Below are 22,813 nucleotides of genomic sequence, written 5' to 3' on the forward strand. Positions count from 1 at the left end.
TCAGCTCGCGATGTACCGCTGCAGCTGGTCGAGTTCGATCTGCTGGTCCTCGATCACCGCCTTGACCAGGTCGCCAATCGAGACCACGCCAAGCACCTCGCCGTTGTGCAGCACCGGCAGGTGGCGGATGCGGCGGTCGGTGACCATCTGCATGCAATGCTCGGCGGTGTCGGTGAGGGCAACCGTGAGCACCTGGCTGGTCATGATCGTGCGCACCGGCGTGTCGGCCGAGGAACGCCCCTGCAGGACGATCTTGCGCGCGTAGTCGCGCTCGGAAAGGATGCCTACCAGGTGCCCGGCTTCGATCACGAGCACGGCACCGATCCGCTTCTCGGCCATCAACCGGATCGCTTCGATCACCGGCGCGTCCGGGCCGATCGCGAAGATCTCAGGCGCTTTGGCTTCTAGCAGTTGTCGTACGGTGCGCATGGCCGTCTCCTTCCGCAAGCGGGGCTTGCCCCGAGGATACTCCTGCCGCCGGCTGCCAGGTGTCGACGAGGTATAGCGGCCGCTGCTTGGATTCGTCGTAGAGGCGGCCCAGGTACTCACCGATCACGCCCAGCGCGATCAGCTGGACGCCGCCCAGGAACAGGATCACCGACATCATCGTCGGCCAGCCGGCCACCGCGTCGCCCCAGAACAGCGCCTTCACGATCACGGCGGTGCCATAGACGAAGGCCGTCAGCGCTGTCAGCAGCCCCAGGTAGGTGGCCAGGCGCAGCGGCGCGGTGGAAAAGCTGGTGATGCCTTCCAGCGCCAGGTTCCACAGCCGCCAGAAGTTGAACTTGCTGTGCCCGGCGGCGCGCGGCGCGCGGTGATAGGGGATGGCGACGCTGTTGAAGCCAACCCAGCCGAACAGCCCCTTCATGAAGCGGTGGCGCTCGCGCAGCTGGCGCAGGGCCGACAGGGCCCGCGGCGAGAGCAAGCGGAAGTCGCCGGTGTCGGCCGGGATGGGCGTGCGCGACAGCCGGCCGATCACGCGATAGAAGGCATGCGCGGTGCTGCGCTTGATCCAGCCTTCACCCTCGCGCTCCAGGCGCGTGCCGTGGACATCGTCATAGCCCTCGCGCCACTTCGCGACGAACTGGGGGATCAGCTCCGGCGGATCCTGGCCGTCGGCATCGAGGATCAGCGCGCCGCCCTCCTCGACGCGGTCGAGCCCGGCCGTCAGGGCCAGCTCCTTGCCGAAGTTGCGCGACAGCCGCAGCACGGCGACACGGCGGTCGGCCGCCGCCAGCTGCAGCATCACCGGCCAGGTGCCGTCGTTGCTGCCGTCGTCGACGTACAGCACCTGCGCATCGAGATCGTGTGCCAGCGGATCGAGCACCGCGGCGATGCGCGGATGCAGCAACGGCAGGTTGTCGGCCTCGTTGAAGGCGGCAATGACGATGGTCAGGCGTTCGCTCATGCCGCGAATAGTAGCCCGTCGCCCGTCATTCCCGCGCAGGCGGGAATCCAAGGACGTTGCACTTCGAAGTCCGTGCAGCCACTCGCCGAAGCGCCGTCCGCCGGCCCGAAACCCGAAACCCAACCCCGAAGCCCGGCGCCACCCCGGAGCCCGGCGCCACACCGAACCTCACCGCCGCTACTCAAGGCGCTTGAGGTACTCGGTTCCGCCGATGTAACGCATCTGCCGCTGGATCGCCTGCGAGCGTCTTTGCACGTAGGGCCCCGGCTTGACCACGCTGTAGCGGCGCGGGCTCGGCAGCACCGCGGCCAGGCGCGCCGCCTCGGACGGCGCCAGCTGGCTGGCATCCTTGCGGAAATAGGTCCGCGCCGCGGCCTGCGCGCCGTACACCCCATCGCCGAACTCGGCGATGTTGGCGTAGACCTCGATGATCCGGTGCTTGGGCCACAGGGCCTCGATCAGCAGCGTGTACCAGGCCTCGATGCCCTTGCGCACATAGCTGCGGCCGCTCCACAGGAACAGGTTCTTGGCGGTCTGCTGGCTGATGGTGCTGCCGCCGCGGACCTTGCGGCCACGCGCGTTGTTCTTGCGCGCCTTCTCTATCGCCTTCAGGTCGAAACCGAAATGCTCGGCGAAGTTCTGGTCTTCCGAGGCCACCAGCGCGAGCGGGAGGTTGGGCGAGATGTCGTCGAGGTCGCGCCAGTCGTAGGCGATGCGGAACGACCACTCGCCATCGCCCCACGCCTCCAGTTGCCGCGACAGCATGAAGGCGCTGAAGGCCGGGTCGACGAAGCGCAATGCCGCCACCTGCGCGACGCTGCCGATCAGCAACAGCAGCGGCAGCGCCAGCAGCCATCGAATCCAGCGACGGCGACGACGGACCGGAACGGCTGCGGTCTGGGCAGTGTGCCCGCCTGCTTCTTCGGTCCCCGTCATGCCTTGCACTGCGCCATCTCCATCCCCATCTTGTCTCGTCACCCTTCACACGGTCGCGTGCATTATCCGCCAATGCCGCGCGCCGGCAGCACGAGCACGATGATGACCCAAGCCAGCACGCAATCCCGCCCCGACGGCAACGACCGCGACCAGTTGACCCGATTCCTCATCGAAGGCGCCGGCGTGCGCGGTGTGCGCGTACACCTGCAGGACACCTGGCACCAGATCCGCGAGCGCGCCGAGTATCCACTGGCCGCGGCCGAACTGCTCGGCGAGGCGGCCGCGGCGGCCGCGCTCTTCACCGGCCATGCCAAGGTCGACGGACGCCTGTCGGTGCAACTGCGTGGCGATGGCGCGCTGCGCACGCTGTTCGCCGAATGCACCGCCGCCGGGACCCTGCGCGGCATCGCCCAGCTCGCCGACGATGGCGAAGTCTCGCGCGACCTGACCCAGCTGGGACCCGATGCGGTCCTGGCGATCACCATCGAGAACCCCTCGATCGACGGCCGCGACCCCACCCGCTACCAGGGCCTGGTGGCGCTGGAGTCGGATTCGCTGGCGGGTGCCTTCGAAGGCTATTTCCGCCAGTCCGAGCAGTTGCCGACGAGACTCCTGCTGGCAACCGACGAACGGCATGCAGCGGGACTGATGCTGCAGAAGCTTCCGGGGGATGATGGCGACGACGACGGCTGGGCACGCGCCTGTGCCCTCTTTGACACCCTCAGCCCACGCGAGCTCCTGGAATGGAGCGCCGATGATCTTCTGACCCGCTTGTTCCACGAGGACGGGGTGCAGCTGCTGGGCCGCAAGCCATTGCGGTTTGCCTGTTCATGTTCACGCGAGCGGGTCGAGGCGATGCTGGTCTCGCTTGGCGCGGACGAGGCGGAAGCGGCGGCGGACGCGGCCGGCGGCGAAGCCAATATCCGTTGCGAGTTTTGCGGACACAGTTACCGTTTCGGCAAAGAGGAAATCGCTAGCTTGTTCTCCGTGGCAGCCGCTGAACTGGCCGCCCCGGAACGGCTTCAGTAGTCCGTCTCGGTTTCATCTGAAATTGTTAAATAAACATAAACGGTCTATAGTCGCGGTCCAAAGGAGAGGGGAACTCCACCGGGTTTACCCGGTCGTAACCAGACCATGTACACGCGCCTGCTTCGACTGCCGTTGACCCTGCTGCTCGCCCTGGGCGTGGCTGCGGGCGTACATGCGCAGGGAGCCCCCAAGCGAGCTGCCAGCGATACGACCTACCTCCCGGTCTGGAACCAGACCAGCGGCAAGCTCGAATACCTGCTGCAGCTGGAACCGGCCAGCACGCCGATCGCCGGCGCCCGCTGGCAGGTCGGCAGCAATACCCTCGGCGCGGCCTTCGGGCTCGAGGCCGGAGACACGCTCGGCCTGGTCTGCGACCGCCAGACCGGCCTGGCCGGTGCGATCGGCAACCTCGCCAACCACTGCATGCTGGCCACCCTCGACGACGACGGCGAGTACTCGGCCAGCCGCACCGCCACGATCGGCGCCAGCCTCACCCGCCCGGGTGGCAAGGTCGGCCTGGCACTGGGCAGCGGCCGCGATGCCATGCCGGCATGGCTGAGCCCGAACAACAAGGCCAGCAAGGTCGACCAGAACACGCTCACCGTCTACGGCCAGAAGAACATCGGCCGCGAGGCGACCGTGTCCATCGGCGGTACCTGGGCCCGGGCCCGGCTGATCCCGGCCGGTGAAGTCCCGGCGCTTGCAGATCGCTGGAGCAGCAAGAGCGTCACCATCGGTGCCGGCCTGGGCAATTTCAGCGCGAACATCGTCGGCCGCGTGGTCGACATCCCCGGCGAACCCGGCCAATGGGAAGGGCTGGGCGTCGGCCTGACCTGGCGCACCCCCTGGAGCGGCCAGCTCACCGTTGGCGCCGAAAACGTCGTCACCCGCGGCAAGAATCCGTTCGCCCCGGCCGACAACGAGAAGGACGAAGGCACCGTGCCTTACGTCCGTTACGAGCAGGACCTCTAAGCCTGCTGTCCGGCCGCGCTTGCGGCCTTTTTTGATCCAATCTCACGCCTGACAGGTCGTACTGCGACCTGTGTCACCGTTTGCGTTCGCAAACGTACCAGGGCGTATCTTCACACGATCAATACAAATCGTTAACGAGTCTTTCACTTTCCTGAGCGCGCAGTTAGGATCGGGTCCGACTTTGCCGTTTTTGGCGTCGCTTTTGACTCCATCGGCCAAGTCGTTCCGGAACACCGACCCGCTTGATTGGAGAGAGAGATGACACCCAAGACCACCCCGCTCCGCGACGCGATCGTTTTCGCGCTCGCAGTGGGCACCACCGCAGCCGCCGGCACCGGCGTTGCGATGGCGCAGGAAGAGCAGCAGGCAACCAACCTCGACCGCATCGAAGTCACCGGCTCGCGCATCCGCCAGGTTGATATCGAGACCGAGGCACCGGTGCTGACCATCACCCGCGCCGACATCGAAAAGCAGGGCTTCCAGTCGGTCGCCGACATCCTGCAGAACATTTCGGCAGTGGGCGCACCGGCCATCAGCCGCGCCGCTCCGCTGACCGCGGGCGAGAACGTCGGCGGCCAGTTCATCAGCATGCGCAACCTGGGTGCCGCCCGCACCCTGATCCTCGTCAACGGCAAGCGCCTGGGCATCAGCACCAGCGGCCTGCAGGACGTGTCGCTGATCCCGACCGTTGCGGTCGAGCGCATCGAAGTGCTGAAGGACGGCGCCTCGTCGATCTACGGCTCCGACGCGATCGCCGGCGTGGTGAACATCATCACCCGCTCGAACTTCGAAGGCGCCACCGCCAACGCCTACTACGGCCAGTACAGCGAAGGCGACGGCGAGACCACCCGCGCCGACTTCATCATGGGCTTCACCGGTGAACGCGGCTCGCTGACCGCCGCCGTGGAATACCGCAAGGAAGAGGAAGTCTTCGCCAAGGACCGCCCGTACAGCGCGTTCGGCCAGAGCGATCGCCACCCGACCCGCAACTGGACCACCGTCAGTCAGTGGGGCGTGATCAACCTGCCCGCCACGATCGGCGGCGGCACCACGGCGTTGACGGCTTACCAGAACAATCGCGTGCTGAACGACGGTGGCGACTGGCGCAGCCTGGGCAACTTCCACATCCAGAACTGCGACGTCGGCGCCGTTGGCGCATCCGTCCCCGCTGCCTGCCGCGCCACCGCCGGCGCCGGCTCGGTCACCGACAAGACCAACACCAACCAGCAGACGCACCTGCGCACGCCGCTGGAAAGCCGTGCGCTGTTCGTCAACGGCCTGTTCGACATCACCGAAGACATCCGTTTCCGCGGCGACATGCTGTACTCGAACCGTGATGCCGAGCGCCAGGTCGCCGGCTATCCGTTCCAGAGCACGGCGGCCGGCCCGATCCCGGGCGGCTTCAAGATGTCGAAGGACAGCTACTACAACCCGATCGGCAGCCACCATGGCTTCGCCACGCCGCAGGATGTGGGCTTCTGGCGCCGCACCTGGGAAGTGCCGCGCGTCGACAGCCCGTCGTCGACCACCTGGCGCTTCGCCGCCGCGGTGGAAGGCAGCTTCGACGTCGCCGAGCGAATCTTCGACTGGGACGTCAACTACCTCTACAACAACAACAAGGTCCACCAGGAAAACTACGGCAACCTCAACGTTGACCGCGCCAAGCAGGCGACCGGCGCGTCGTTCGTCGACAGCAACGGCCAGGTGGTCTGCGGCACGCCGGACAACCCGGCCACCGCGACCGTCAATGAGCGCAACGTCATTCCGGGCTGCGTGCCGTGGAATCCGTTCATCCCCTACGGCCGCACCGGCGACGGCGGTCTCACCGGCAACCAGGCGCTGCAGGACTGGCTGTTCCAGCGCCTGAACTCCAGCGGCGAAACCGAAACCACGGTGTACAGCGCCAACCTCAGCGGCTCGATTGCAACCCTGCCGGGCGGCGACCTGGGCATGGCGGTGGGTTACGAAAACCGCAAGGAATCGGGTCGCTTCATTCCCGACGCGCAGGCGGTGACCGGCAACTCCACCACCCTCGCAGGTGGTCCGACCCAGGGCCGTTACACGGTCGACGAAGTCTATGCCGAGCTGCTCATCCCGGTGCTGGCCGACATGACCATGGCGAAGGAGCTGAGCTTCAGCCTCGCCAGCCGTTACTCGGATTACGACACCTTCGGCGACACGGTCAACAGCAAGTTTGGCTTCAAGTGGAAGCCGATCGACTCGCTGCTGTTCCGCGGCACCTGGGCTGAAGGCTTCCGCGCTCCGACGATCAACGACCTGTTCGGCGGCGGCTCGCAGACGTTCTCGTTCTTCACCGACCCGTGCGACACCAGCTTCGGCGCTTCGCGCACCAACCCGGCGGTGCGGGCCAACTGTGCCCGCGACATCACCAACGCCAACACGTTCCGTCAGCTTGGCCAGGGCTTCCAGCCGGCCGGTTCGGGCAACTCGCAGACGCCGGTGGCGTTCTTCTCGGGTTCCAATCCGAACCTGATTCCGGAGACCTCGGAGTCCAAGACGCTCGGCACGGTGTGGAGCCCGGGCTTCATCGAAGGCCTGAACGTCAGCCTGGACTGGTGGACGATCCGCATCGACGACACGATCGTTGCCGACTCGCCGACGCAGATGCTCAACGACTGCTACATCCAGAACGATCCGACGCGTTGCGTGGACTTCACGCGTGACCCGACGCTGGGCTACGTCAACAACCTCACCTTCACCGGCATCAACGCCGGTTACCGTGAGGCTGAAGGCTACGACCTCGACCTGGGCTACCGCCTGCCGACCGACACCTTCGGCAACTTCAACCTGTCGTGGCAGACGACGTACACCGTCAAGGACGAGATCAAGACCGACACCAACCCGGCGACTCCGCCGCAGCAGCTGGTCGGCTACGCAACGTCGCCTGGCTTCACGGGCACGTTCCGCATCCGCTCCAACGCCACGCTGAGCTGGGACATGGGCGCGTGGGGCATCAGCTGGGGTGCGCGTTACTACTCCGGCCAGAAGGAAACCTGCCTGTCGCTCACGATCTTCCCGGACGAGTGCGACAACCCGGACTTCGCCGTTGCCAACCCGAGCCCGGCACAGGCTCGCGCGATCAACGAGCTGGGTTCCAACACCTTCCACGACCTCGAGTTCCGCTGGCAGGCTCCGTGGAATGCCACTGTCGCCATCGGCGCCAACAACGTTTTCGATCATGTTGGCCCGGTGCTCTACAGCCAGCCGAGCGCGAACGTGTCCTACCAGGGCCAGTTCGACATCGGTCGTTTCATGTACATGAAGTACCAGCAGCGCTTCTGATCCACCGGCAACACGCCAGGCTGCACGCTTGGCGACTGCAGGCTTGACGACTGCAGGCTTGACGACTGCACGCTTGACGACTGCACGCTTGACAACTGCGGCCCCTCACGGGGCCGCAGTCTTGTCCGGCATCGGCCGCCGCGCGGATGCGACCGGGCCCGACCCCACCGGCAAGCATGAACAGGCGGGATCCGGCACTGGATCACAGCCTTTTCGGCAGGTACCAACTAACGTTTGTTTCACCAAATCCGCCAGTCATGATTCGGCGACGCACCGCCGGTTTTCAGAGTAGCGCTGCAACCGACTGTTTTTACTGGCTATTTTTTGACATACCGAAGCGTATCCGTGACTACCCCGGGGCCCGGTACGGGCTGTCCTGTTCAAAATTAACGACACTTTAATTCTTCTTTCCAAGCGTCTACTATCGGCCCGACCTTGCCGGATTTGGCGTCTTTTTTGACTCCACCCGCTCGGTTCCCATGGGAAACCCCAAGACACGCTTGGAGAGAGAGATGACCTTGAAGACCACCCAGCTCCGTGACGCGATTACCTTCGCGCTCGCTGTGGGCACCACCGCTCTTGCAGGCACCGGCGCAGCAGTTGCCCAGGATGCTCCGCAGGAAGCGACCACCCTTGACCGTATCGAAGTGACCGGTTCGCGAATCAAGCGCACCGACATCGAGACCTCGCAGCCGATCTTCTCGCTGAGCCGTGACGACATCCAGGCCCAGGGCCTGACCTCGGTCGGTGACGTGATCCAGAACCTGACGGCCAACGGTTCCACGCTCAACACCAGCTTCAACAACGGCGGCAACGGCGAAACCCGCGTCAGCCTGCGCAACCTCGGCTCGAACCGCACCCTGGTGCTGGTCAACGGCCGTCGTTGGGTCGGTGGTACCGGCCTCGGCGGCGCGGTCGACCTCAACACGATCCCGACCGCAGCAGTCGAGCGCATTGAAGTCCTGAAGGACGGCGCCTCGACGATCTACGGTTCCGATGCCATCTCCGGCGTCGTCAACGTGATCCTGCGCCAGAACTTCGAAGGCGCCGAAGCCAACGCTTACCTCGGCCAGTTCGACAAGGGCGACGGTTCGCGCCAGGCCTATGACTTCACCATCGGCACCAGCAGCGATCGCTTCCAGGCGATGCTGGGTGTTGGCTACGTGAAGGAAGAGCCGGTCATGGCCGGCGACCGCGAGATCTCCAAGGAGCCGGTGTTCGGTTCGCGTCCGGGTACCCGCGGCAGCCTGGCCAACGTTCCGGCCAACGTCGCGATCTTCGACGGCAGCTCGTTCAACAATCCGGACGGCGACTACGGCATCTTCGTGCCGGACGCGTCGGCACCCAATGGCTGGCGCCCGTTCGCTGGTCTGCCGGACCAGTACAACTTCGCACCGGCCAACTACCTGCTGACCCCGCAGGAGCGTTACTCGGTGTTCGGTAATGCCAGCCTCGACATCACCGACGACATCCGCTTCAAGACGACGGTGACGTACAACTCCCGCCGTTCGACCCAGCTGCTTGCCGCCACCCCGCTGGTCATCGACGCCTCCTCGGGCGACGCTGGCTTCATCAGCGCCGACAGCATCTACAACCCGTTCGGCCAGGACATCAACGAAGTCTTCCGCCGCATGACGGAGACCGGTGGTCGCATCTTCGACCAGGACGTCCGTACCGTCGTGTTCGATGGCGCCTTCGAAGGCACCCTGACCCTCAACGAGAAGCCGTACGACTGGGAAGCCGGTTACTTCTACGGTGAGAACAAGGCCAACAACACCACCAACGGCCTGTTCCAGACCAGCCACGTGCTCAATGCCGCCGGTCCGTCGTTCGTCGACGCCCAGGGCGTTGCACGCTGCGGCGCGCCGGGTGCGGTCATCGACGGCTGCGTGCCGATCAACCTGCTCGGAGCGGAAGGCTCGGTCACCCAGGACATGCTGGACTACAGCACGTTCGTGGCACACGACGAGCTGTTCTATAAGCAGAAGACCTACTACGCCAACATCGGCGGCGAAGTGTTCGACATGCCGGCCGGCGCGCTGGCCTTCTCGTTCGGTATGGAACACCGCACCGAGTTCGGCTACGACTCCCCGGATGCGCTGATCAACTCCGGCGACACCAGCGGCAACGCCCGTACCGCAACCCGCGGTGGCTACTCGCTCGACGAGGCCTACCTCGAGTTGGCAATTCCGGTGCTGGCCGACCTGCCGGGCGCCAAGCTGCTCGACTTCAGCCTGGCAACCCGTTACTCGGACTACTCGAACTTCGGTGACACGCTCAACAGCAAGTTCGGTTTCCGCTGGAAGCCGATCGACGACCTGATGGTGCGTGGTAACTGGTCCGAGGGCTTCCGCGCTCCGTCGATCAGCGAGCTGTTCACCGGCCAGGCCGACAGCTTCCCGGCCATCGCCGACCCCTGCGCCGGCTCGATCCAGGGCACGCCGAACCCGGGTATCCCGGCAGGCTGCGCAGGCATCCCGGCCTACAACCAGCCCAACGGCCAGGTTCGCATCACCGTCGGCGGCAACCCGGACCTGGGTCCGGAGAAGTCGGAAACCGTCACCTTCGGTTTCGTCTACAGCCCGAGCTGGGCGGAAGGCCTGGACGTTTCGCTTGACTGGTGGCAGATCGAGATTGACGAAGCGATCTTCCTGCAGACGGGCCAGGCGATCCTGGACAACTGCTACCGCAGTGGCGTGGCCAGCGCGTGCGCGCTGATCTCGCGTACCCCGTCGGGCCAGATCGCCGACCTGCTGTCGGTGCCGACCAACATCGGCAAGATGGAGACCGAAGGCTTCGACATGACGGTCGGCTACCGCCTGCCGGAGACGTCGTGGGGCAAGTTCTCCTTCACGTGGGACACCACCTACGTGTCGAACCTGTACATCGACACCAACGGCGACGGCCTGTACTCGGAAGATCCCATCTCGGGTGAAGCCGGCAACAACGTCGGCGAGTACTTCGGTGCCAGCTTCACCAACAACTGGCGCATCCGCTCCAACCTGCAGGCTCGTTGGGAAATGGGTGACTGGGGCGTGTCCTGGTTCGTCCGTTACTTCTCGCCGCAGGAAGAAATCTGCCTTGGCCCGAACGTTCCGGCCAACCAGCGCGCGCAGCTGTGCTCGGATCCGACCCGCCGCACCGCCCTGGACGGCAACGATCCTGGCCTGGCACCGGATGCCCCGGCCGCCCGTCCGCTCAACCGCATCCCGTCGGCGACGTACAACGACATGCAGGTCAGCTGGCAGGCTCCGTGGAATGCCAAGGTCTCGCTGGGTATCAACAACATCTTCGACCGCGATCCGCCGGTGGCAATCACTGCGTTTGCCAACAGCTTCGATCCCGCGTACGACGTTCCGGGCCGCTTCTTCTACATGACGTACAACCAGAAGTTCTGATCTGGTTCCCGGTAAGCAACACTTTCTACGGCCCCGAAAGGGGCCGTAGTTTTTTGCGGGCTCCGCCTGCAGCGCGGCCCGGTTGGCCACGTTAAACTCCAGCCACGCAAATGGCCGGCATGCCCCCAATGGCTTTCGAGATCTATCCCGCCTTCTCCGTACCGTTCGCCCAGGACTTCCTTCCCGACGCGGAGCGGATCAATGCCCAGCTCAAGGCGTTGCTGCTGGCGCGCGAGGCGGAGGGTGCGCGCTACGCCAATCCCAATCCGTCACTGAAACAGCAGCAGGGTGTGTTCGAGAGCGATTTCAACCTGTTCGCATGGCCCGATGCCTGCATCCAGCAACTGCGCCAGTTCTGCTGGACCACGCTGGGACGGACGATCCAGAAGCTCAACGGTTACAGCGCGCAGGAAATGCAGCGCCTGCAAATCTTTTCCCACACCTGGTTCCACGTGACCCGGAGTGGTGGCTTCACGATCGCGCATACGCATCCGATGGCGTCCTGGTCGGGCGTGTACTGCGTCGATCCCGGACAACGGCCGGAAGACCGGCCGGAATCGGGCGTGCTGCGGTTCCACAATCCGCACCACTACAGCAACTGCTTCCTCGATGCCGGCAACGCCAGGCTGGAGGCGCCGTATCACCACGGCACCTGGAACGTGCACTTCCAGCCCGGGCAACTTGTGTTGTTCCCGTCGTGGCTGCAGCACGAGGTGATGCCGTTCTACGGCGCCGACGAACGCATCACGATCGCGTTCAACTGCTGGTTCGGGATGAAGGACGACAAATAGAAGTAGCCCGGGTAAGCGCAGCGCACCCGGGATCGTGCGCGTCCGTCGGCCCCGGGTGCGCTTCGCTTGCCCGGGCTACAAAAAAGCCCGGCGATGCCGGGCTTTTTCGTTGCGACCCGAGGTTGGCCGATCAGTCGAATTCCAGCGTGCCGTCGCCCGAGAAGGTCTCGATGGAGATGTCGCCATCACCGCTGCCGTAACGGTGCTCGAAGCTCGAACCCGGGCCGTGCTTGGGACGGATGACCTGTGCGCCTGGCGCGACCAGGTCGCCGCTGAAGCTCTCGCCGCGGACGTTCGCCGACAGATCGCGCGGCATCCGCAGGGTGAGGTCGCCGCTGACGGTGTCCATCGAGATCCGGCCATTGTTGGCCAGGCCCGTCGCGACGAGGATGTCGCCCGACACCGACGAGCCCGACAGCCGCTGCAGGCGGTTCTGCAGCACCGCCACGTCGATCCGGCCGGAGACGGTCTCGACATCGACTTCGCCGTTCATGCGGCCACGCAAGGTGAGGTCGCCACTGACCGACTCGGCGCGCACGCGGTTGCTGTTGAGCGTCAGCATCAGGTCGCCACTGACGGTGTCGATGCTGGCTTCGGTCGGCGCGCCGGCGACGGTGACTTCACCGCTGACGCTGTCGATCGACAATTCGCGCGAGGCGATGCCCTCGACGGTGACGTCGGCCGAGACCACGTCGATGTCGAGGTCGGCACGCACCGGCACCGTCAGCCGCAGGTCGGTCGGTTCGCTCTTGTCGCCGCCGCCGAACATGCCCATACCGCTGCGGTTGGGGTATTTCACGCGCACCGTCAGGTGCTCGCCGTCGCCTTCGATCTCGAGCTTCTCGACACCCTGGCCGAGGCTGCCTTCGATCTTGACCTCGGGCCGCTCCCAGGTGCGCACGTCGACGCGGCCCTTGATGTTTTCGATCTCCACCGTTCCTCGCGGATCCAGCGGCCGGGTCTCATTGATCGGGGTGGCTGCCATGGCGGAGTTCGCCGCCAGCACGGCCAGGCCGAATGCGAGACGTTGGAGTTTGGCGCGGGTCATGGAGTTTCTCCGGAAAGATCAGGGCAGGACAGGTTCGGATTCATGTGTTGGGCGATGCGATACGAATCAGGCATAAGCCAGGCGCTGTGCAAGTGCCAGGCGACGTGCATAGGTGCGGCGCAGCTGTTCCAGCAGCAGGCGCGAATCGGGGTTGCGCGCCAGCGCTTGCAGGATCAGCCCGGCGTTGCGGTCGAGGTCGTCGAAAACCGGCTGCAGTTCCATCGGCGGCTGGCCGCTGTCAACTTCCTGCAGGGCCGCCTGGTATTGCAGCGTCATGCCTTCGGCCTCGCGCTGCACCAGGGTCGCCCTGGCCGGCGTGACGATCGGCGCATTGCTGCCGCCCTCGCCCCGCCACAGCCCGACCATTCCCACCGCCAGCACCAGCGTGGCCGCCATGGCCACTGGCGCCAGCCAGCGTGGGCGGGCACTGGCCTGTGGCCGCTGTGCCTGCAGGCGCGCGGCGATGCCGGGCCACAGGTCGGTGCCGGGCGCGACGTCGCGGCGCATCGAGCGAAGCTGCCAGCGCAGGGCGTCGGGCAACTCGTCGTCGGGGGTACGGGGGTTGTTGTCGTTGGTGTTCATGCGTGTCCTCCTAGCCGCTCGCGCAACAAGCCACGCGCGCGGTGCAATTGCGCTTTCGAACTGCCGACCGCCATGCCGAGTTCGGCGGCGATCTCTTCGTGCTTCCAGCCTTCCACGTCGTACAGCACGAGGACGGCCCGGGCCCTGGGCGGCAGTGTTGCCACGGCGCGCTCCAGGTCCATCGTCAGCGCGGTCGTGTGACCGGCCGAGTCGGTGCTGCCGAGCAGGTCGAAGACCTCCTCGTCGGAATCGCCGTCGTCCTGCGGCCGGCTGCGGCGACTGCGCAGTTCCATCAGCGCGGTGTTGACGGCCAGGCGGTGCAGCCAGGTCGAGAACGCCGACTCGAAACGGAACGCCGGCAGTGCCTGCCAGGCCCGCACGAACGCTTCCTGGGTCAGGTCCTCGGCGCGCGCCCCCTGGTTTCCGACCAGGCGGGCGATGACGCCATGGACCCGCCCGGCATGGCGCCGATAGAGGGACTCGAAAGCACCCACCTCGCCACGTGCGGCCGCGGCCACCAGGCCACGTTCGTCGGCGCCGTCGTCGCTCGCGGCAGGGGTGTCGGTGAGGATTTCGGTCACGACTGTCAGCATGGTCCTTGAGATGCGCCGAACTGGCCGCGGGTTTAACGCCCTTCCGGTCGGCGCTTCAGTCGCCCACCGCCCATCCCGCGGTCGGCCGATCCTTACGGCTGCACGGCCCTTACGGCTGCACGGCCCTTTCGGCAGGGATCGCGCCCGCCTCGGCCAGCCCGTCGAGCAAAGGCTGCAGGTGGGCCCGGTACGGCTTCCAGGCGGCGCCACGGTTGCCCAGGATGCCCTGGCGGACATGCGCCATGCTGGCCGTCGCGACCGCTCCGCTGTCGCGCTCGACCCGCAGCGCCGCGGCTTCGAAGGGCAGCCCGCAGAAATCGAAGATCTGCCGCGCGGTGGCCTCGGTGTCGTTGACCAGCCCGTCGTAGGACACATCGAGGATGCGCCCGGGCATGACCTGGCGCCAATGTTCCATCAGGTCCAGGTAGCGGCCGTAGTAGCGGGCCAGGTTGCGCTGGTCGAACGAGTACGGGGCGGCCTTGGAGAAGTAAGTACGCAGGTTCGAGAAGCACGTGTCCACCGGGTCGCGCACCATGTGGAGGATGCGCGCATTGGGCAGGGCCCTGGCGATGAAGCCGGTGTTCAACACGTTCAAGGGCAGCTTCTCGGTCAGGAACGGCTTGCCATGCGTGCGCCAGCGCGAGGCGTCGATGAAGCCGCGACCGATCGCATCGAAGTCGGCATCGGCCAGTGCGTCGAGCGCGGCCTCGTCCAGTGCACCGCGGATGCCATGGTCGGCAGCGATGCGCAGTTGTGCCGTGAAGGCGTAGCTCTCGCCACCGTCCGCCACCTGGCTGTGTCCGCCGAGGATGCGTTCGAGGAGGGTGGTGCCGGAGCGATGCATGCCGACGATGAAGACTGGAACGTAGGCGTCTTCGCGCTGCACCGGCGCGACGAACCCGGCGTTGCAGATCGCCTTGATGCGGGAGAACAGCGCTTCGGTGCGGCAGTCGTCGTACGGCTCGGCGTGGGCCTTGATCCGGCAGGCGTCCTCGAGCGCGACCCAGGCCGGGTCGAAGTCCTTCAGGTCATGCAGCTCGTTGTGCAGCGCGAAACCGGCGTAGGCCGCCGCTGGCGAGCCCGCCGGCAACTGCGCGAGCAACGCGCGCAGCCGGACGACGTGGTCCTCGCCGGGTTTCCATTTGCGCAGCAGAGACAGCAGCCAGTGCGCCTGCGCCAGCTGCGGTTGCAGCGCGATGCTGGCTTCGAATTCGACTTCGGCCTCGTCCGGTCGCCCCAGGAACATCTCGATCACGCCGCGCAGGTAGCGCGAGCGCGGCACCTGCGGCTCCAGCCGCAGGGAGCGATCCACCAGGTCCAGCGCCAGCGACTGGTCGCCGGGACCGGAGCTGACGATCTGGGCCATTTCCGCCAGCATCCGGCCATCGGCGGATTCTGCGAAACCGCTGCGGCCGATCAGGTCTAGCAGGCGCTCGTACTCGTTGAACCGGGTGAGGGTCCGCGCCAGCTCGAGTACGACCGCGGGATGGTGGCTGGCGCTTTCCACCGCAAGCAGCGCGTGTCGCCGCGCGGCGCGGTAGTGGTCGAGCTGCAGCCGGATCGCCGCCAATCGCAGCTGCGCGGCCGTGTGGCGTGGATCCAGCGCCACCACCGTCTCGAATTCGCGTAGTGCCTGCTGCCAGTCGCCTTGCGTCAACGCCTGTTCGCCGCGATGGGCGGCGTGCCGGATGATGTCTATCTGGCGGGGGTCCAGCGTCATGCCTGGCTCCAGCGCGCCGGGTCGAGTCGCGCCTGCGGCCGCATGGCCGGCAACAGCCAGCGCTCGGACCAGGCCAGCGCATTGGCCAGCTCGCGGGCGAAGTGCGCGACCACGATTTCCGCCTCGCTTGCCCGCTGCGCCGCCGAATAGGCCACGTCCATCGCCTTGGCATTGCGCCCGCCTATCCCTTCGCAGCGGTCGCGCAGGGCATGCTCGGGAATCTCGACTTGAAGCCAGCGCGCGCACTGCGTCATCGCATCTGCGAGGTCGTCGAGCAGCCAGCTCATGTCGATCGCGCGAACCCGTGCTCCGTCGTCCACCGCCACCAGGTCGGCCATGACTTCGCGCTGCGCGGCCCATTGCAGGGCGGCGGCACACAGCAGGTCCGGCGGTGCCAGCGCCTGCGGCGGCAGTCGCGATGCGAACGTGCCGATCGCCAGTGCCCGTTCCGCCAGTTGCGGGATCCTGGATTGCGACTCCGGTGGCTTCTTCAGGTTGGAGACGAGGAAGTCCTGCAGCGACGAAGTCAGCACGACGGCGCGACTGCCGGGTGTCGCGGCGAGCATGTCGGAGGCAAGGTTGAGCGCGGCGTGCGTGGGCTTGATGACCACCGCGCCGCCCGCATGCCAGGGGCGTGCAAGCAGTCCCACCGTAGTCTCGAGCAGGCCCTGCAGCGGCATCGCGCGGTGCCGGGCATCCGCGAGCCGCCGCAGTACCAGCGGTTCACGCAGGCAGACCGCGGCAGGCGGGCAATGCAGCGCGCGTGCAGCCAGGGTGGATCCGCAGAACGAGGTGTGGAACAACCAGGCCACGCGAGCGCTGGGCAGGTCGCGTTGACCACGTTGGTCGCGTTGAATCTGCGCCTGCCCCACCTGCACCGCGGCGGCGAGCGGCGCGTCGATGCGGGTGTCGAGGAAACTGGAGCGATCGATGACCGCGTCATCGAGTGCAACAAACGAGAACGTGCGCGACGGCACGTCCAGGTCCGTCGGGAACCAGCGCGCTTCGCCCAGCTCCTGGTCGGACGGTCCGGTCATGGCGCAGCGTGGGCTGCCGGGACGCGCTCGAACTTGATGGCGAAGGTGTAGCGCGGCGCGTAGCAGATGCGGTTCGGCGGCCGGCCGACGTGCTTGATCGCGCCATCGAAGATCACCAGCCGTCCGGGTCGCGGCTGGACGGCATGGGCGATGTCGTCGTGTGAATCGAAGAAGACCGTCTCGCCGCCCCATTCCAGGTCCCACTTCTCGCACAGGTACCACAGCGCGGTAAGGTCGTGCTGGTCGGGCAGGCAGTCGGTGTGGCTGAAGAGCATGTCACCGTAGCTGGCGACGTTGGTGTAGGCGCGATAGGGACGGTACGTGTAACCCGGTGATTCGAAGGCCAGTACCGCGCGGCGGGTGACCTCGAAGATGGGCTGGCGGACCAGCCCATCGAGCTTCACTTCCGTGGCCCAGTGCAGGTACGCGGCCGTCTCCGGCCGCGCCATCTCGGTACGGGTGAAGGCCGCTCGCGACAACCCGGCCACATAGTCGCTGACGTTGGGCAGGTGCCCGTCGAACACCCGCAGCGGGCGGCCGTCGATCAGCAGTTCACGACTGGCCGCGAGCGCGGCGGGGTTGTCGGTCATGGAGTCCTCAGTCGGCCAGATCTCAGCGGGAAAGATCCCGGGCGATGCGCTGCTGCTCGTCCTTCAGTGCCTGCGGCATGCGCGGGCCGTACTCGTCGAGGTACTCGCCGATGCTGGCGAACTCGGCCTGCCAGCCGGCATGGTCGAAGCCGAACAGCTTGGCGCGTGCCTCATCGCCCAGCGCGATGCCGTCGAGGTTGAGATCGCCTTCGGCCGGCAGATGGCCGATGGGCGTCTGGACCGAACCGGCCTCGCCCTTCACGCGCTGGATCATCCACTCCAGCACGCGCAGGTTGTCGCCGAAGCCCGGCCACAGGAACTTGCCGTCGTCGCCCTTGCGGAACCAGTTGACGTGGAAGATCTTCGGCAGCTTCGCGCCGGCCTTGTCGAACGACAGCCAGTGGCTGAAGTAGTCGGCGAAGTTGTAGCCGCAGAACGGCTTCATCGCCATCGGGTCGCGGCGCATCACGCCGACCGCGCCGGTGGCGGCGGCGGTGGTTTCCGAGCCCATCGCGGCACCGACCAGGACGCCGTGCGCCCAGTCGCGCGCTTCGAACACCAGCGGCACCAGCGAGGCGCGGCGACCGCCGAAGACAATGGCGCTGATCGGCACGCCGGCCGGGTTCTCGGCCTGCTGCGAATAGCTCGGGCACTGCCTGGCCGACACGGTGAAGCGCGAGTTCGGATGTGCGGCGGGACCCTTGGCGGCGTCATACGGATTGCCGCGCCAGTCGGTGACCGGGACCTGGCCGTTGTCGAGGCCTTCCCACCACGGCTGGTTGTCGGCGGTGACGCCGACATTGGTGAAGATGGTGTCGTGCTGGATCGAAGCCAGCGCATTCGGGTTGGACTTGTCCGAGGTGCCAGGGGCGACGCCGAAGAAGCCCGCTTCCGGATTGATCGCATACAGGCGGCCGTCGGCACCCGGGCGCATCCAGCAGATGTCGTCGCCGACCGTCCACACCTTCCAGCCCTGGGCGCGGTAGCCCTCCGGCGGAATCAGCATGGCCAGGTTGGTCTTGCCGCAGGCCGACGGGAACGCCGCGGCCACGTAGTGGGTCTCGCCCTGCGGATTTTCCAGGCCGAGGATCAGCATGTGCTCGGCCAGCCAGCCTTCCGAACGGGCCTGATGCGAGGCGATGCGCAGGGCATGGCACTTCTTGCCAAGCAGCGCATTGCCGCCGTAGCCGGAGCCGAACGACTTGATCGTCAGTTCTTCCGGGAAATGCATGATGAAGCGGCGCTCGGGGTCGAGCTCACCGATCGAATGCAGGCCACGCACAAACTCGCCGTCATGGAGCCGGCCTTCGCGCTCGATGCGCGCCAGCGCCGGCGCGCCCATGCGGGTCATGATGCGCATGTTGGCGACCACGTACGGGCTGTCGGTGATCTCCACGCCACAACGCGACAGCGGCGAGTCGATCGGGCCCATGCAGTACGGGATCACGTACATCGTGCGGCCCTGCATGCAACTGTCGAACAGGGCGTCCATCTGCTTGTGGCCGTCGGCCGGCGACATCCAGTGGTTGTTCGGGCCGGCGTCTTCCTGCTCGCTCGTGCACACGAAGGTGAGGTGCTCGACACGGGCGACGTCGTCCGGATGCGAGCGGTGCAGCCAGCTGTTCGGGTGGGTCTGTTCGTTGAGCTTGACCAGGGTGCCGTCGGCCTGCATCTGCTTGATCAGCGCGGCGTTCTCGGCATCGCTGCCGTCGCACCAGACGATCGCGTCCGGCTGGGTCAGTGCGGCGACCTGGGCGACCCAGGCGTTGAGTGCCGTCAGCTTGCTGCCTTCGCTCCCCGGCGCAATGGCAGGTTTCGAGACGTCATGGGAAATCGCATTCATTTGCAAACATCCTCCAGCGGGGGCCGGTCTATCAAGAAGAAGGGATCAGCGTGGCCATCATGTGCTCGACATAGGCCTCGAATTCGTCGTGCTGCATGCGCGCCTGGTGCAGCTGCAGGTTCAGCTGCAGGAAGCCGACATAGGCGGCGTAGAGCAGGCGGGCGCGATGCTGGGCATCGGTGCGGGCCAGGCCGGCCTGGCGGAACGATGCGGTGAGGTAGTCCAGGCGGCGCTCGGAGACGCGACCGATCACCGGCTGCACGGCCGGGTGGTCGAGCGCCTTGAGCAGCTCGGAATAGATGACGTGCGACTTGAACTCGTGCGCGACCAGGGTGAACAGCGCGCGCAGGCGCTCACGCGGATCGGAGATGGGTTCGAGCTGGCCGAAGACGGTCTCCTGCTCGACCTTCTCCCAGCGCTCCAGTGCTGCTACCAGCAGGGCGTCGCGGGACGGGAAGTGCCAGTAGAAGCTGCCCTTGGTCACGCCCAGGCGACGGGCGAGCGGTTCGACCGCGACCGCGGCGACCCCCTGCTCGGCGATCAGGTCGAGCGCGGCCTGGGCCCAGTCGTCTGCGCTGAGACGGCCGGTGCGTTCTGTTCCGGAGCCGCCACTACGGGCCTGTCCGGGGCGGTCTTGCTTGGGGTGCGCGGTCGAGCTCATAGGTGACAAGTTTAACCATACGGCACCGGCGGGAACAGTATGCATCTGTAATGAAACGGGAACGGCGGGCCGGAACGGGAAACACTGTGGTGCTCCGGAGGCCCTCTACCGGCGATTACGGGCGCGTTAGGCTTTATCCAACAAGCACCTGCGTGCGTCGGCAACCTCGCCCTGCGGCTCCGCTCTCCGGGTGGCCCGTTCCGCTTCCTTGACAGCAACCGGCGAACATTACCATACTCGCCCGTATGTTGAGCGTTTGATGCAGTTGCTTGAATGGCCCAGTCCCTCTTTACCGAGGACGGCAATTCCGACACCGGCGCTTCGCCTCAACTCAATGGTTGGCCTGCCCTTGGCAGACTTCGTCATCGCCGCTGGAGCGTTGTCATGAGTATTGCGATTCCTTTCATTGCCTTTCTGCTGGTCGGGGCCATTGCCGCCTATCACCGGCTGCGCCTGCCGGTCTGGGCGGCGCTGACCGCGACGGTGCTGGTGGCCTGCTGGCTGCTGGGCGCAAATGGCACGGCCACGCTGGTCGCCGCCTTCGTCACCGCGCTGATCGCGGTGCCGCTGCTGCTGCCGCAGTTCCGCCTGCCCTTCATCACCAAGCCGCTGCTGGGCTTCTACACCAGGATCCTGCCGCCGCTGTCGGAAACCGAGCGCGTCGCGCTGGAAGCCGGCACGGTCGGCTTCGAGGGCGAGCTGTTCTCCGGCAAGCCGGACTGGAACATCCTGTTGAACCAGGCCAAGCCGACCCTGAGCGCGGACGAGCAGGCCTTCCTCGACGGACCGACCGAAGAGCTGTGCCGCATGGTCAACGACTGGGAGATCACCCACGTCCATGCCGACCTGACGCCGCCGGTGTGGGAGTTCATCAAGAAGAACAAGTTCTTCGGCATGATCGTGCCGAAGGAATACGGCGGCCTGGGCTTCTCGGCGCTGGGCAACCACAAGGTGATCCAGAAGCTGGCATCGATCTCCTCGGTGGTCAGCTCCACCGTCGGCGTGCCCAACTCGCTCGGACCGGCCGAGCTGCTGCTGCACTACGGCACGCAGGAGCAGAAGGACTACTACCTGCCGCGCCTGGCCGATGGCCGCGAAGTCCCGTGCTTCGGCCTGACCGGCCCGTGGGCCGGCTCGGATGCAACCTCGATCCCGGACTACGGCATCGTCACCACCGGTGAGTGGAACGGCGCGCGCGTGGTCGGCGTCAAGCTGACCTTCGACAAGCGCTACATCACCCTGGCGCCGGTGGCCACGCTCATCGGCCTGGCCTTCCGCATGTACGACCCGGACGGCCTGATCGGCGACCAGAAGGACATCGGCATCACCCTGGCGCTGCTGCCGCGCGACACCGACGGTGTCGAGATAGGTCGCCGCCACTTCCCGCTCAACTCGCCGTTCCAGAACGGCCCGATCCATGGCCGCGAAGTGTTCATCCCGCTGAGCCAGCTGATCGGCGGCGAAGCCTACGCCGGCAAGGGCTGGCAGATGCTGGTGGAGTGCCTGTCGATCGGCCGCTCGATCACCCTGCCCTCCACCGCCAGCGGCGGCGCCAAGATGGCCGCGGTGGTCACCGGTGCGTATGCACGCATTCGCAAGCAGTTCGGCCTCTCGGTCGGCCGCTTCGAGGGTGTCGAGGAAGCACTGGCGCGCATCGCCGGCAACGCCTATGCCGCCAGTGCGCTGGCCGAGGCGTCGGCTGCGGCGGTCGCGCGTGGCGAACTGCCGGCCGTGCCATCGACGATCTCCAAGTACCACTGCACCGAGATGGGCCGCGAGGCGGCGCAGGACGCCATGGACATCCATGGCGGCAAGGGCATCATCCTCGGACCGAAGAACTACCTCGGCCGCGGCTGGCAGGCCTCGCCCATCGCGATCACGGTGGAGGGCGCCAACATCATGACGCGCTCGCTGATGATCTTCGGCCAGGGCGCGATCCTGTGCCATCCGTGGGTGCTCAAGGAAATGAAGGCGGCCACGCTGCCCGATCCGGACGAGCGCCTGCGCGAGTTCGACAAGAACCTGTTCGGCCACATCGGCTTCGCCATCTCCAACGCCGTGCGCAGCTGGTGGTACGGCCTGGTCAACGCCAGGTTCGGCGCGGCCCCGGGCGACAGCTACACCCGTCGCTATTACCGCAAGCTCAACCGCTACTCGGCGGCGCTGGCGCTGATGGCCGACACCTCGATGCTGCTGCTCGGCGGCAAGCTCAAGTTCAAGGAATCGCTGTCGGGCCGCCTGGGCGACGTGCTCAGCCACCTGTACATCGTCAGCGCGATGCTCAAGCGCTACGAGGACCAGGGCCGTCCGGTGTCCGACCAGCCGCTGCTGGCGTGGTCGGTGCACAACAGCGTGCACAAGATCGAGATCGCCTTCTCGGCGGCGCTGCGCAACTTCCCGATCCGTCCGGTCGGCTGGCTGCTATGGATGCTGGTGTTCCCGTGGGGCCGCCGCGCGCAGGCGCCGAGCGACCGCCTCGGCCACAAGACCGCCTCGCTGCTGATGTCGCCCAACGAAGCGCGCGACCGCCTTGCCTCCGGCATCTTCATGACGCCGTGCGAGAACAATCCGGCCGGCCGCATCAACAGCTACCTGCAGAAGGCGATCCTGGCCGAGCCGGTGGAGCGCAAGTTCCTCAAGGCGCTCAAGAACAGCGACATCGAGGCGCACGATTTCGCCTCGCAGCTGGACGAGGGCGTGCGCGAGGGCTGGATCACCGCTGACGAGCGCCGCCAGCTGGAAGAGCTGCGCGAGATGACCATCGACACCATCAGCGTCGATGACTTCGACAGCGAGGAGCTGCGCTCGGCCGGCTACCGCGACCTGCAACACGACAGTCGCGCCGCCGCCTGAAGCGGTAACAAGTAGAAGACAACGGCGGGCATGTCCCGCCGTTGTCGTA

General features: G+C 66.3%; 17 protein-coding genes. 6 read left to right on the forward strand and 11 right to left on the reverse strand.

What is annotated here, in order from left to right:
- The 3 genes from MNR01_RS07195 to mtgA all read right to left on the reverse strand — a co-directional run bounded on the left by MNR01_RS07195 (window position 1) and on the right by mtgA (window position 2,344).
- The gene (locus tag MNR01_RS07195) at window positions 1–429 is read right to left on the reverse strand and encodes a CBS domain-containing protein (RefSeq protein WP_241920237.1); all 429 of its coding nucleotides are present in this window, start codon (window positions 427–429) and stop codon (window positions 1–3) included.
- Window positions 389–1,408, reverse strand: coding sequence for a glycosyltransferase family 2 protein (locus tag MNR01_RS07200; RefSeq protein WP_241920238.1), 1,020 nt, complete (start codon window positions 1,406–1,408; stop codon window positions 389–391). The genes MNR01_RS07195 and MNR01_RS07200 overlap by 41 nt, the downstream gene beginning before the upstream one ends.
- 177 nt (window positions 1,409–1,585) lie before the next feature.
- On the reverse strand, window positions 1,586–2,344 hold the full coding sequence (gene mtgA, locus MNR01_RS07205; RefSeq protein ID WP_241920239.1) for a monofunctional biosynthetic peptidoglycan transglycosylase: 759 nt from the start codon (window positions 2,342–2,344) through the stop codon (window positions 1,586–1,588).
- A gap of 99 nt (window positions 2,345–2,443) precedes the next feature.
- Between mtgA and MNR01_RS07210 the strand changes: the two genes are divergently transcribed.
- The 5 genes from MNR01_RS07210 (at window position 2,444) to MNR01_RS07230 (ending at window position 11,837) form a co-directional block, all read left to right on the forward strand.
- A complete protein-coding gene (locus tag MNR01_RS07210) occupies window positions 2,444–3,373 on the forward strand; it encodes an Hsp33 family molecular chaperone HslO (protein WP_241920555.1) in 930 nt (309 codons plus the stop codon).
- Window positions 3,374–3,514: 141 nt separating this feature from the next.
- On the forward strand, window positions 3,515–4,345 hold the full coding sequence (locus MNR01_RS07215) for a hypothetical protein (RefSeq protein WP_241920556.1): 831 nt from the start codon (window positions 3,515–3,517) through the stop codon (window positions 4,343–4,345).
- A gap of 258 nt (window positions 4,346–4,603) precedes the next feature.
- Entirely contained in the window at window positions 4,604–7,648 is a 3,045-nt protein-coding gene (locus tag MNR01_RS07220) for a TonB-dependent receptor (RefSeq protein WP_241920240.1), read from the forward strand.
- 512 nt (window positions 7,649–8,160) lie between these two features.
- Window positions 8,161–11,046, forward strand: coding sequence for a TonB-dependent receptor (locus MNR01_RS07225; RefSeq protein WP_241920241.1), 2,886 nt, complete (start codon window positions 8,161–8,163; stop codon window positions 11,044–11,046).
- Between the two features lie 128 nt (window positions 11,047–11,174).
- Window positions 11,175–11,837 (forward strand): putative 2OG-Fe(II) oxygenase, encoded by a 663-nt coding sequence (locus MNR01_RS07230; RefSeq protein ID WP_241920242.1) that lies wholly within the window; start codon window positions 11,175–11,177, stop codon window positions 11,835–11,837.
- 130 nt (window positions 11,838–11,967) lie between these two features.
- On the opposite strand, the gene MNR01_RS07235 is transcribed toward MNR01_RS07230, so the two are convergent.
- The 8 genes from MNR01_RS07235 to MNR01_RS07270 form a co-directional block, all read right to left on the reverse strand.
- A complete protein-coding gene (locus MNR01_RS07235; protein ID WP_241920243.1) occupies window positions 11,968–12,885 on the reverse strand; it encodes a DUF4097 family beta strand repeat-containing protein in 918 nt (305 codons plus the stop codon).
- A 66-nt stretch (window positions 12,886–12,951) separates the two neighbouring features.
- Complete coding sequence (locus MNR01_RS07240; protein WP_241920244.1) at window positions 12,952–13,467, reverse strand: hypothetical protein; 516 nt, start codon at window positions 13,465–13,467, stop codon at window positions 12,952–12,954.
- Complete coding sequence (locus MNR01_RS07245) at window positions 13,464–14,060, reverse strand: sigma-70 family RNA polymerase sigma factor (protein WP_241920245.1); 597 nt, start codon at window positions 14,058–14,060, stop codon at window positions 13,464–13,466. The genes MNR01_RS07240 and MNR01_RS07245 overlap by 4 nt, the downstream gene beginning before the upstream one ends.
- A gap of 109 nt (window positions 14,061–14,169) precedes the next feature.
- Window positions 14,170–15,780, reverse strand: coding sequence for a sulfotransferase (locus MNR01_RS07250; protein ID WP_241920246.1), 1,611 nt, complete (start codon window positions 15,778–15,780; stop codon window positions 14,170–14,172).
- Entirely contained in the window at window positions 15,777–16,817 is a 1,041-nt protein-coding gene (locus tag MNR01_RS07255; RefSeq protein WP_241920247.1) for a hypothetical protein, read from the reverse strand. Before MNR01_RS07255 ends, MNR01_RS07250 begins: the two co-directional genes overlap by 4 nt.
- Window positions 16,814–17,407, reverse strand: a complete 594-nt coding sequence (locus MNR01_RS07260; RefSeq protein WP_241920248.1) for a 2OG-Fe(II) oxygenase — start codon at window positions 17,405–17,407, stop codon at window positions 16,814–16,816. The genes MNR01_RS07255 and MNR01_RS07260 overlap by 4 nt, the downstream gene beginning before the upstream one ends.
- A gap of 22 nt (window positions 17,408–17,429) precedes the next feature.
- Entirely contained in the window at window positions 17,430–19,250 is a 1,821-nt protein-coding gene (locus MNR01_RS07265; RefSeq protein ID WP_241920249.1) for a phosphoenolpyruvate carboxykinase (GTP), read from the reverse strand.
- A 31-nt stretch (window positions 19,251–19,281) separates the two neighbouring features.
- Complete coding sequence (locus MNR01_RS07270; RefSeq protein WP_241920250.1) at window positions 19,282–19,956, reverse strand: TetR/AcrR family transcriptional regulator; 675 nt, start codon at window positions 19,954–19,956, stop codon at window positions 19,282–19,284.
- Window positions 19,957–20,295: 339 nt separating this feature from the next.
- Between MNR01_RS07270 and MNR01_RS07275 the strand changes: the two genes are divergently transcribed.
- Window positions 20,296–22,764: an acyl-CoA dehydrogenase gene (locus MNR01_RS07275; RefSeq protein WP_241920251.1), complete on the forward strand. Its 2,469-nt coding sequence runs from the start codon at window positions 20,296–20,298 to the stop codon at window positions 22,762–22,764.
- The last annotated feature ends 49 nt before the right edge of the window (window positions 22,765–22,813 follow it).

Origin of the sequence: Lysobacter sp. S4-A87 (assembly GCF_022637455.1) — a bacterium.
In the GTDB taxonomy this organism is placed as follows: domain Bacteria; phylum Pseudomonadota; class Gammaproteobacteria; order Xanthomonadales; family Xanthomonadaceae; genus Lysobacter_J.